Source organism: uncultured Sphingomonas sp. (assembly GCF_964244235.1).
Classification (GTDB): domain Bacteria; phylum Pseudomonadota; class Alphaproteobacteria; order Sphingomonadales; family Sphingomonadaceae; genus Sphingomonas.
The window spans coordinates 1-11,529 of record NZ_CAXTII010000084.1 but is presented as its reverse complement, the minus strand read 5'-3'; the positions used below and the strand labels follow the sequence as shown (position 1 = coordinate 11,529).

General features: G+C 66.5%; 11 protein-coding genes. 8 read left to right on the top strand and 3 right to left on the bottom strand.

Features of this window, described 5'->3' with window-relative positions; all coding sequences use genetic code 11:
• On the bottom strand, nucleotides 1-319 hold a 319-nt coding region (locus ACFE7D_RS12290; RefSeq protein ID WP_375395707.1), incomplete at its 3' end, for an FAD-dependent oxidoreductase.
• A complete protein-coding gene (locus ACFE7D_RS12285; RefSeq protein WP_375395708.1) occupies nucleotides 316-1,254 on the bottom strand; it encodes an alpha/beta hydrolase in 939 nt (312 codons plus the stop codon). The genes ACFE7D_RS12285 and ACFE7D_RS12290, both read right to left, overlap by 4 nt.
• A gap of 50 nt (nucleotides 1,255-1,304) precedes the next feature.
• Between ACFE7D_RS12285 and ACFE7D_RS12280 the strand changes: the two genes are divergently transcribed.
• The 8 genes from ACFE7D_RS12280 to ACFE7D_RS12245 are packed head-to-tail and all read left to right on the top strand — an operon-like array spanning nucleotide 1,305 to nucleotide 9,020.
• The gene (locus tag ACFE7D_RS12280) at nucleotides 1,305-1,778 is read left to right on the top strand and encodes a prepilin peptidase (RefSeq protein ID WP_375395706.1); all 474 of its coding nucleotides are present in this window, start codon (nucleotides 1,305-1,307) and stop codon (nucleotides 1,776-1,778) included.
• Nucleotides 1,779-1,828: 50 nt separating this feature from the next.
• Nucleotides 1,829-2,914 carry a Flp pilus assembly protein CpaB gene (cpaB, locus tag ACFE7D_RS12275; RefSeq protein ID WP_375395705.1) on the top strand — a complete coding sequence of 362 codons (1,086 nt, stop codon included), beginning with the start codon at nucleotides 1,829-1,831 and terminating at the stop codon, nucleotides 2,912-2,914.
• Nucleotide 2,915: 1 nt separating this feature from the next.
• On the top strand, nucleotides 2,916-4,610 hold the full coding sequence (locus ACFE7D_RS12270) for a type II and III secretion system protein family protein (protein ID WP_375395704.1): 1,695 nt from the start codon (nucleotides 2,916-2,918) through the stop codon (nucleotides 4,608-4,610).
• 38 nt (nucleotides 4,611-4,648) lie between these two features.
• Nucleotides 4,649-5,281, top strand: coding sequence for a CpaD family pilus assembly protein (locus ACFE7D_RS12265; RefSeq protein ID WP_375395703.1), 633 nt, complete (start codon nucleotides 4,649-4,651; stop codon nucleotides 5,279-5,281).
• Nucleotide 5,282: 1 nt separating this feature from the next.
• On the top strand, nucleotides 5,283-6,563 hold the full coding sequence (locus ACFE7D_RS12260; protein WP_375395702.1) for a CpaE family protein: 1,281 nt from the start codon (nucleotides 5,283-5,285) through the stop codon (nucleotides 6,561-6,563).
• Between the two features lie 58 nt (nucleotides 6,564-6,621).
• Complete coding sequence (locus ACFE7D_RS12255) at nucleotides 6,622-7,590, top strand: type II secretion system F family protein (protein ID WP_375395701.1); 969 nt, start codon at nucleotides 6,622-6,624, stop codon at nucleotides 7,588-7,590.
• An 18-nt stretch (nucleotides 7,591-7,608) separates the two neighbouring features.
• The gene (locus ACFE7D_RS12250) at nucleotides 7,609-8,613 is read left to right on the top strand and encodes a type II secretion system F family protein (RefSeq protein ID WP_375395700.1); all 1,005 of its coding nucleotides are present in this window, start codon (nucleotides 7,609-7,611) and stop codon (nucleotides 8,611-8,613) included.
• A gap of 53 nt (nucleotides 8,614-8,666) precedes the next feature.
• Nucleotides 8,667-9,020: a hypothetical protein gene (locus tag ACFE7D_RS12245; RefSeq protein ID WP_375395699.1), complete on the top strand. Its 354-nt coding sequence runs from the start codon at nucleotides 8,667-8,669 to the stop codon at nucleotides 9,018-9,020.
• A gap of 143 nt (nucleotides 9,021-9,163) precedes the next feature.
• On the opposite strand, the gene ppdK is transcribed toward ACFE7D_RS12245, so the two are convergent.
• Nucleotides 9,164-11,529: pyruvate, phosphate dikinase (gene ppdK / locus ACFE7D_RS12240; protein ID WP_375395698.1), on the bottom strand; the 2,366-nt coding region annotated here is incomplete at its 5' end.

The following is an 11,529-nucleotide window of genomic DNA, read 5'->3' as shown; positions in this document are numbered from 1 at the left end:
GGGAGAGCGCGATACCGCTGCCGTCGAATTCGGCAAGAAAGGTCTCTATCGCCGCCATATCGGCCGCGCGGCCGATATGCAGCGATCCCAGCGGCTCGAGGAAACCGCCTGCGGTCAATGCCGCGCCCGATGCGGTCGTCAATGGTTGGACGCCGGGCCCGCCATAAGTTTCCGACCAGAAAGCGGCAGAGCGGCCGGTGGCATGCATCCCCGGCAGCGATTCGGATTCGAGCAGCAACACGCTCGCATGAGGGGCCAGAGCCGCCGCCAGCGTCGCACCCGCGATCCCCGCGCCGACGATCGCGATATCGTATTTCACGCGCGAGGTGCCCGCGCATCGAGAAACCGGTCGATCGCCGCCAGCGCGCAGTCGCGCACCCCGTCCGCCTCGCGCAGGATCTCGTGCGCCGATTCGCGACCGAAGCGCACGACCGTCGCATCGCGCATCCGCCGCGCGATCCGCTCCGCCGCGCGCGAATCGACCAGCGCGTCGCGGTCGGCCAGGAGCATCAGCACCGGGACCGCCATCGTCGCCAGTCGCGGATCGGCCGCGACCGCGGCAGTCGAGGCGAACGCCTCCGCCAGCCATGCCCAGCTCGGCGGTCCGAGCTTCAGTTCCGGACAGCAATCGAGCCAGAACTGCTCGTCGGCATAGCGCGCCGGATCGTGGGTCAGCAGCGCCTGGCGCGACAGCCGCGAACCGGGCCGCTCGCCCTCCTTCCATGCCGCTCGTGCCGGGTCGCCGCGTCCAGCAAACGCCCGCGCGACCCAGCCGCTCAGTGCCGTGCCGAGCGGTGCCGTCAGTCCCAGCATCGGCGCGACCAGCACCGCAGCCTGCGGATCGATTGCACCTTCGACCAGAGCGCGGTGGACGAGGTGCCCACCCAGGGAATGTCCGAGCACGACGCGTGGACCGGGCTCCGCAGCCCATTCCACCCAAAACGCCGTCAGATCGCGTACCGATATGGCGAAACCGGCGATGTGGCCGATTCGTGGATCGGGCCCATGCCGCCCCGACCCGCCCTGCCCGCGCCAGTCGAACGCCGTGACCGACCACCCGCGCGCCACGAAATGCGCGAACGTCTCGATATATTTCTCGATGAAATCGCCGCGACCGGTCTGAAACAGCAAACGGCCTCGCTCGCCGCCGCCCGGCCAGTCGAACCGGCGCAGTGGCCAACCATCGGGCGCGGTCCAGGTCGAAAGCTGCGCGCCGGCGGGAATCGCGCGGCGATTGGTGCGGGTGCGATCCATCGCGGGCACGGTTACGGTTTCATAAGCCCTCGCGTCTAGAACCATCCGTCATGCATGGGTTCGTTTCCGTCGTGGTGCCGTTTGTCGCACTGATCGCGCTGCTCTTGTGGGCAGGGCTGGAGGATATTCGCCGCCGCGAGATCGCGAACTGGAAGACGGGTACGATCGTCCTGCTCGCGCCGGTCTGGTGGTGGGCGAACGGCCTGTATCTGTGGCCCGACGTCGCGGCCCAGATCGGTCTGGCGATCGGCGTCTTCGCGATCTTCGCCGCCGCGTTCCACTTCGGCTGGATGGGCGGCGGCGACGTGAAACTGATCGCCGCGCTCGCGCTGTGGCTCCCGTTCGGCGGGTTCGTCGCGATGCTGGTCGCGATGTCGCTGGCGGGCGGCGCGATCACGCTGGCGATGATCGCCGAGCAGCGGCTGCGCCGCCGCGGGGGCCATATCGAGGTCCCGTACGGTGTCGCGATCGCGTTCTCGGCGATCGTCACGATCCGCGAACCGATCCTTAACCAATTATCGTGATGATTAACGTCGGTTTCACCCCCCGGCGTAGCCCGAAAGGCTGTTGAGAGATGGATAGTCGCAAGCTCGTACTCCTGATCGGCGCGTTGTTCGTCGCCGGGATTACCGCGTTCTTCGCGCGATCGATGATCGCAGGCAGTGCAACGCCCCGCGCGAACGCGGCGACGGCGGTCGCGATCGACGGCCCGGAAGTGCTGGTCGCGACCCGCGCATTGCCCGTCGGCACCATCCTCGACGCGACGGCATTGAAATTCCAGCCCTGGCCAAAGGAACTCGTCGATAACGCCTATTACCTTCGCGCCCGGACCGATCTCCATTCGTTGCAGGGCACCGTCGTCCGTAACGCCATCACTGCGGGTCAGCCGGTCACGCAGGGCGCGCTCGTGAAGCCGGGCGATCGCGGCTTTCTGGCCGCCGCACTCGGACCGGGCATGCGCGCGGTCACCTTCCCCGTGTCGACCCAGAGCGCGGTCGCAGGCTTCGTATTCCCGGGCGACCGCATCGATCTCGTGCTGACGCAGTCGGTATCGGGCGGCGGCGACGGCATGCCGCTGAAGGTTTCGGAGACGGTCCTGCGCAACCTGCGCGTGCTGGCGACCGATCAGCGTACCGACAATGCCGTCGGCGAAGACGGCAAGACCCAGGTCAAGACCTTCGGCACCGTCACCATCGAGGCGACCCCGAAGATCGCGGAGCAGATCGCCGTCGCGCAGACGGTCGGATCGCTGTCGCTGTCGCTCCGCTCGATCGCGGACAATTCATCGCAGCTGGAAGAGGCGATCGCCTCCGGCCGGATCAAGGTGCCGGCTGGCAGCGATCCCAAGGCGGAGCGGGCGATGCTGGCCCAGGTCGCCGGCCAGCCGCAGAGCGGTGCCAATTCGTTCGCAACCGGCGCCGACGTCTCGCGCTTCCAGCGCAGCACGGTGCCCGGCAAGGCCGAAAGCGCACCTAGCAGCACCAATCCGACCGCAGTCGCGGTTGTCAGCGGGCCGCAGGTTCGCGTGGCGCGCGGCAACACCGTCATCGCCACACCGATGGACGCAAAGGACAAGCTCGGTACCGGATCGCCGGTTTCCGCAACGACGCCGCAGCCAATGCCACAAGTTACGACCGCGTCGGTCGGGGGGAAGAACTGACATGACGATCCCAGCTTTCCTGCACCGGTCGCTGACCGCGGGCGTCGCGACAGCCCTGGTGGCCGGATCGTGCATCGCGGTCGCCGCACCGGTACGCAGTCGCACCGGCCATGCCGCGGGCGTTCGCCAATTGCCGCCGACGGCGGAGCGACCGACACGCAACGTCCTGCTGTCGATCGGCCAGGGCGAACTCATCAACCTGCCGGTCGCGGTGAGCGACATCTGGGTGTCCGCCCCCGACGTGGCCGACGTCTATGTCGACAATGCCCGCCGCATCCACCTGTTCGGCAAGGCATTCGGCGAGGCGACGGTTTTCGCGACCAGTGCAAGCGGTGCGGTCGTCTATTCCGCGAACGTCCGCGTCAGCCAGAACATCACGTCGGTCGACGCGATGCTGAAGGCGGCGATGCCGGATGCGAACATCAGGATCCTGAATGTCGGCCAGATGGCGGTGCTGACCGGCACCGTCGCCTCGCCCGCCGACTCGGTGCAGGCCCAGCAGCTGGTGGCGTCACTGCTCAACCCCGGCGTCGACGTGACGGCAGCCGGTGCGGCATTGAAGGTCGCGGTCATCAATCGATTGAAGACCGCAACGCCGCTGCAGGTGAACCTTCAAGTTCGTATTGCCGAAGTCAGCCGGTCGTTCGTGAAGAATATCGGCGTGAACATCACGAACCGGCAGAACGGCAACGGTGCGATCTTCGGGATCGCGTCGGGCCGGGGCGGTGGCAGCATCACGACGGTCGCCGGCACACCGCCCGCGCGCTCCGTCAACGGTGCACCCGTTGATGCGGTGGGCCTTCCGGTCAGTGTCAGCGCAACCGGTCTGTTGCCCGGTGCCACCCAGTATACGTTCCCCGGCAGCAGTACGGGGGCAGGTGCGGCGTTGGGCCTTGCAGGCCACGCTCTTGGCATGGACCTGCTTGGTTCACTCGATCTCGGCGAGACCGATGGCCAAGTCACGACGCTCGCGCAGCCAAACCTGACGGCGCTGTCGGGTGAGACCGCAAGCTTCCTCGCGGGCGGCGAAATCCCGATCCCCGTCAGCCAGGGCCTCGGCGCGGTATCGATCGAATACAAGCAATATGGTATCAGCCTGTCCTACACGCCGACGGTATTGTCCGATGGCCGCATCTCGCTTCGCGTCCGCCCGGAAGTGTCCCAATTGTCCTCTGCCGGTGCGGTCACGCTGAACGGTGTATCCATCCCCGGCTTGACGACGCGCCGGGCCGAAACGACGCTCGAACTGGGGTCCGGCGAGAGCATGGTCATCGGTGGCCTTATCTCGAACGACAACGCCAATTCGATCGACAAGGCACCCGGGCTCGGCGACGTGCCGGTGCTCGGCGCATTGTTCCGCTCGAACGCATGGAAGCGCAACGAGAGCGAGTTGATGATCGTCATCACGCCGTATCTCGTGAGGCCGGTGCAGAACCCGTCGGACATCGTCCTGCCGACCGACGGCAGCCGGGCACCGACCGACCTCGGCCGCGTGTTCAAGGGCGACCTTGGCGGCGGCGTCAGCGGGGCGAAGCGTCCCGTTCCGACGATGGCACCCAGCGCACCGCCGCTGGCGATCGGCGGGGCGCCACCCGCTTTGCCCGCGCCGTCACCCGAAATACTTCGTGATTCCGCCCCCAAGGCGGTCGTCCCCAAAAAGGGTCAGCCCGCCGCCATGCCGGGCTTCTCCGAATGATCCGCCGCAACCGCGCCCCCACCCGAGGATTCCGTTCCATGAAGATGCGCCTTGTCCCGCTCGGTTCGCTCGTCCCGGCATTGCTGCTGGGCGGCTGCATGGGTACCGAGAATCGCGGCCTCGAATCGGTCCACCAGGCCCTCGTGAGCCGCAGCGACTATGCGCTCGATCTCGCCACGGCGGGCGGCGGCCTGGCACCGGGCGAACAGCGCCGGCTGGTCGGCTGGATGGCGGCGCTTCACGTCGGCTATGGCGACCGCATCGCCATCGACGATGCCGGTATGCCGGCCGCGCGGGTGCACGAACAGGTCGGCACCGTCATCGCGGGCTATGGCCTGCTGCTGGGCGACGATGCGCCGATCAGCGCCGCGCCGATCGCACCGGGCACGGTGCGGATCGTCATCAGCCGGATGAAGGCGACCGTTCCCGGTTGCCCCGACTGGAGCCGCGACGAGGCGCATGAATTCAACAGCAACACCTCGTCCAACTATGGCTGCGCGACGAACGCCTCGCTGGCGGCGATGATCGCGCGACCGGAGGACCTGGTCCACGGCCGGTCGTCCGACGGGACGACCGATACGGCGGTATCGGGCAAGGCGATCACCGCGTTCCGCAAGGCGCTGCCGACCGGTGCGCAGGGAATGAAGACCGAAAGCACGGGAGGGAAATGAGATGAACGCTCCGTGGAAACCCGCCAGCGCGGCGCAACGCGATCCCTTCGTGGCCTATGTCTGCGACGACACCACCGCGGATACGGTGCGCCCGATCGCGACCGAACTCGGCTGGTCGCCGGACAAGATCTACAAGGGCGGCCTGCGCAACGCGATCCAGTCGCTGTCGGTCTCGGCAAGCCCGCTGATCCTGTTCGTCGACCTCGCCGAATCGGGTGATCCGCTCAACGACATCAACGCGTTGGCCGAAGTGTGCGAACCCGGTACGGTGGTGATCGCGTCGGGTCAGGTCAACGATGTGCGCCTGTACCGCGACCTCGTCGCCAGCGGCATTCAGGATTATCTGCTGAAGCCGCTTCACCCGGACATGCTGCGCGAGGCGTTCAGTCATGCGTATGCGATGCTCAACGCGCCGAAGGTGGCGGATGTCGCGGTCGACCGGCCGCACTGCGCGACCGCGGTCATCGGCGTGCGCGGCGGCGTCGGGGCGTCGACGGTCGCCACCTCGCTCGCCTGGCTGCTGTCGGACAAGCATGGCCGATCGACCGCCCTGCTCGACCTGGACGTGCATTTCGGCACCGGTGCGCTTGCACTCGACCTCGAACCGGGGCGCGGCCTGACCGACGCGATCGAAAACCCGAGCCGTATCGACGGATTGTTCATCGAACGCGCGATGGTGAAGGCATCGGAAAAGCTCGCGGTGCTGTCCGCCGAAGCCCCGATCAATGCGCCGATGATGACCGATGGTGCCGCTTTCTACCAATTGCAGGAGGAAATGCGCGCCGCGTTCGAATGCACCATCGTCGACCTGCCCCGCGGTATGCTGGTCCAGCATCCGCACCTGGTGAACGAGGTCCAGGTCGCGGTCATCGTGACCGAACTGACGCTTGCCGCGGCGCGCGACACCATCCGTATCCTGTCCTGGCTGAAAACGAATGCGCCGCAGACCGCGGTCATCCTCGTCGCCAACCGCCTGCATGCGAATGGCCAGCTGGAGATCAGCCGCAAGGATTTCGAAGGCTCGATCGAACGCAAGATCGATTTCGCGATAGCGTTCGATCAGAAGCTCGCCGCTCAGGCGGCGAAACTCGGCAAGCCGTTTGCCGAGGCCGGTAAGAATACCAAGACCGTGGCACCGCTCGTCGAGCTGGCGGAGGGTGTCGCTCTGGTATGTTCGGGCGACGGTGCCGGGCCAGCGGGCAAGCCGCGGGTCAAGGGCGGATCGCTGATGGGCAAGTTCGGCGACATCAAGTCGCTGATGGCGAAGAAACCTAAGAAGTGAGCCGCCCGCCGTTGCGGAAACGCGGCGGCGCGCCATCGTCGGGAAGGGATTGCGCGCGATGAACCCAATGCCGCTGCTGATGATCGCGATCGGCGCAACGGTCGTGCTCGGCATTATCGCGTTCGCCCTCGGCGGGCCGTCGCCGGCACGCGCCCAGACGCGCCGCATAAGCGCGATGCGCCTGCGCCATGTCGAGGGCGCGGTCGTCGAATCACAGATGCGACGGATCAGCAACAATCGCGATACCAAGATGGACCTCGCCTTTGGCCGTCTGCTGCCCAACCCGGCACTGCTGGCGAAGCGACTGGCGATGACCGGCAAGAACTGGACGGTCGGTGGTTACGGCATCGCGACGGGCGTCATCGCGCTGGTCGTGCTGGTCGCGATGAAGATTCTGGGCATGCCGATCCTCTTCGCCTTCTTTTTCGGGCTGTTCGTCGGCGTCGGCCTGCCGCATTTCGCCGTTGGCTACATGACCAAACGCCGGATCGGCAAATTCACCGCCAAATTCCCCGATGCCATCGAACTGCTCGTTCGCGGACTCCGCTCGGGTCTGCCGATCTCGGAAACGATCGGGGTCATCGGCCATGAAGTCGAAGGCCCGGTCGGGGAGGAGTTCCGCATGGTCTCCGACAAGATGAAGATCGGCAAGACCATGGACGCGGCGCTCCAGGACACCGCGGACCGGCTTGGCACCCCCGAATTCCAGTTCTTCGTCATCACGATCGCCATCCAGCGCGAAACCGGCGGCAATCTCGCGGAGACGCTGGCCAATCTGGCCAATGTGCTTCGCATGCGCGGCCAGATGAAGCTGAAGATCAAGGCGATGTCGTCCGAATCCAAGGCGTCCGCCTACATCATCGGCGCGCTGCCCTTCATCGTGTTCGTGATGATCTACATGATCAACGGCAGCTACATGCAAACCTTCTTCACCGATCAGCGGCTGATGGTCGGCGGCATCGGCGGGCTGGTCTGGATGGGGATCGGCGCATTCGTGATGGCCAAAATGATCAATTTCGAGATCTGACGGGGAACGGACGGCACCATGGGCGAGACGGGCGGACCGAAGATCCTGGGCATCGATGTCCTGTGGGTGGCGACGATGCTGTCGGGCGTCGCGGCCTTCGCGGTCATGTTCGCCATCTACACCGTCATGAGCGCCCGCGACCCGATGACGAAGCGGGTAAAGGCACTGAACGATCGGCGCGAACAGTTGAAGGCCGGCATCACCGCCTCCACCAAGCGTCGCGCCAAGCTGGTCCAGCGCAACGACACCGCCGACCGGATGCGCGGCATCCTGCAATCGATGAAGGTTCTCCAGGACAGCCAGGTCAAGGCCGTGCAGATCAAGCTGATGCAGGCGGGCATCCGGAAAAAGGAATGGGCGGTCGCGGTCATTTTCGGGCGACTGGTCCTGCCGATCGTGTTCGGCGGGCTGATGGTATATCTCGTCTACGGCACCGACATGTTCGCGACCTATACCCCGCTCAAGCAGTACGGGATCGTCGCGGTCAGCTTCATCCTGTCGTACAAGGCACCCGACATCTTCCTGAAGAACAAGATCACGAAGCGCACCGACGCCATCCGCAAGGGATTGCCCGACGCACTCGATCTTCTCGTGATCTGCGCCGAGGCGGGTCTGACCGTCGATGCCGCGTTTCAGCGCGTGTCGAGGGAACTGGGCCGCGCCTATCCCGAACTGGGCGACGAATTCACCCTGACCGCGATCGAACTGGGTTTCCTGACCGAACGCCGCGCCGCGTTCGAGAATCTCGCGATGCGCGTCAAGCTGGACGCGATCAAGGGCGTGGTGACGACGATGGTGCAGACCGAGAAATACGGCACGCCCCTCGCGTCGGCATTGCGGGTCCTGTCCGCCGAATTCCGCAACGAACGCATGATGCGCGCCGAGGAAAAGGCGGCACGGCTGCCCGCGATCATGACGGTGCCGCTCATCCTGTTCATCCTGCCCGTTCTGTTCGTCGTCATCCTGGGGCCGGCGGCCTGTTCGATCAGCGACGCGTTCAAGGGCGGGGTCGGCCACTCGTAACGCAACCGGACTCGCCGTCGGTCGTTGTGCATCCGTAACAGGAGGCATTTTCGATGATGGCATTCACGGCGACGCAGTTCGCGATCCTGGCGCTGGTCCTGGTCGCGGGATGGTTTCTCGGGCTGGCGAGCCACCCCGGCGGGCGGAAATGGCGGGATCGGTACGCCGCGGAACGCGACGCCCATGCCACCAGCCGCAAGGATGCCGAGGCCAGGATCGCCACCGAGAAATCGCGCCAGATCGAACTGGAACGGGAGAACGCCCGGCTTCGCGGCGCGGCGCCCGTCACCGCGCAGACCATTGCGCCGCGGACCGTGGCACCGGGGGCGCGTCCGGTGGCGCGACCGGCCTATCCGGCGGGCGAGCGCCGCGGCTGGTTCGAGTTCGGGCCGCGGACGGCGGTCTGACCGAACGTCGCCCCGGCCTTGCGCCGGGGTCCATCAAGCCGCTTCCGACGAGGCTTGAAGCTGAAAGCGCATCGCTCTGGGTACGATGGACCCCGGCGCAAGGCCGGGGTGACGGAGCGTCGGACGGCGCCACCCCATTCCAACTACCCCGCCTTCAACGCCGCCTGCGCCGCGGCGAGGCGTGCAATCGGCACGCGGTAGGGCGATGCGCTGACGTAATCGAGGCCGACGCTTTCGCAGAAATCGATCGACGCCGGGTCGCCACCATGTTCGCCGCAGATGCCGAGCTTGATGTCGGGCCGCGTCGCCCTTCCGCGGTCGGCAGCGAGCTTCACGAGCTCGCCGACTCCTTCGACGTCGATGCTGACGAACGGGTCCTTCGCGTAGATGCCCTGCTCGACATAGACGCCGAGGAACCGTGCGGCATCGTCGCGGCTGACACCAAGCGTCGTCTGCGTCAAGTCGTTGGTGCCGAACGAGAAAAACTCGCCCACTTCCGCAATCTCGCCCGCCCGCAAAGCAGCCCGGGGAAGCTCGATCATCGTGCCGACAAGATACTCGATCGTCGTCCCGCGTTCGGCGAACACAGCCTTCGCCGCCTTGTCGACCACCGCCTTCATCAGTTCCAGTTCGCGCCTGGTCGCGACCAGCGGGATCATGATCTCCGGGATCGGCGCCGCCCCGGATTTCGCGGCGACGTCGATCGCCGCCTCGAAGATCGCGCGCGCCTGGATCTCGTAGATTTCCGGATAGGTGACCCCCAGCCGACAGCCGCGATGCCCGAGCATCGGGTTGAACTCGTGCAGTTCGGCGGCGCGGCGCTTCAATATCTCGACGTCGACCCCCGCCGCCTTCGCGACATCGGCGAACTCCGCTTCTTCATGCGGCAGGAATTCGTGCAGCGGCGGATCGAGCAGGCGGATCGTCACCGGCAAGCCGGCCATGACTTCGAAGATCGCCGCGAAGTCCGCGCGCTGTTCGGGCAGCAGCTTGGCGAGCGCCGCGCGCCGTCCGCCCTCGTCCTCGGCCAGGATCATCTGGCGCACCGCGGTGATCCGCGATCCTTCGAAGAACATATGCTCGGTCCGGCACAGTCCGACGCCCTCCGCGCCGAAATCGCGCGCGGTCCGGCAGTCGTGCGGCGTCTCCGCATTGGCGCGGACCTTCAGCCGGCGGACCTCGTCGGCCCAGCCCATCAACGTCCCGAAATCGCCCGACAATTCGGGCTGCACCGTCGGCACCGACCCCGCCATGACCTCACCGGTCGTGCCGTCGATGGTGAGCGTGTCGCCCTCGCGCACCTCGCGCCCGGCGACGCGCATGATCTTCGCCTTCGCGTCGATCGAAACGCTGCCCGCGCCGGAAACGCAGGGTCGACCCATGCCGCGCGCCACCACCGCGGCGTGGCTGGTCATCCCGCCGCGCGCGGTCAGGATGCCCTTCGCGGCGTGCATGCCGTGAATATCCTCGGGACTGGTCTCGGTCCGGATCAGGATCACCGAATCCCCCGCCGCCGCGCGCTTCTCCGCGGTATCCGCATCGAACACCGCCGCGCCGGAGGCCGCCCCCGGCGAGGCGGGCAGGCCTTTGGCGATCACGTCGCGCGTCGCCTTGGGGTCGAGGGTGGGGTGCAACAGCTGGTCGAGCGCCATCGGATCGACCCGCAGGATCGCCTCGTCGCGGGTGATCAACCCCTCGTCCGCCATGTCGACCGCGATCTTGAGCGCCGCCTTCGCGGTGCGCTTGCCCGAGCGCGTCTGAAGCATCCACAGCTTCGCGCGTTCCACCGTGAATTCGATGTCCTGCATGTCGCGGTAATGCGTCTCGAGCCGGTCGAACACCGCGGCAAGTTCGGCGTACACCGCGGGCATCGCCTCCTCCATCGACGCCGCCTTCGCACCCGCGTCCTCGCGCGCTTTCAGCGTCAGATATTGCGGGGTGCGGATGCCGGCGACGACGTCCTCGCCCTGCGCATTGATCAGGAATTCGCCGTAATAGGCGCGGTCGCCCTTCGACGGATCGCGGGTGAAGGCGACGCCTGTCGCGGAGGTTTCGCCCATATTGCCGAAGACCATCGCCTGGACATTGACCGCGGTGCCCCAATTGGCCGGGATGTCGTTCAACCGGCGATAGACCTTCGCGCGCTCCGACTGCCACGACCCGAACACCGCGCCGACCGCGCCCCATAGCTGATCGTGCACGTCCTGCGGGAAGGGCTTGCCCCATTCCGCCTGGACCAGGCCCTTATATTCGGCGACCAGCGCCTTCAGGTCGTCCGCGGAAAGTTCGGTATCGAGCGCGAAGCCGCGATCCTCCTTCGCGACCTCCAGCGCCTCCTCGAACGCGCCGTGATCGAGTTCCAGCACGACATCGGCATACATCTGGATGAAGCGGCGATAGCTGTCCCAGGCGAAGCGCGCATCGCCTGACGCGGCGACCAGCCCCTCGACCGTGTCGTCGTTCAGCCCGAGGTTGAGGACGGTGTCCATCATCCCCGGCATCGACACCC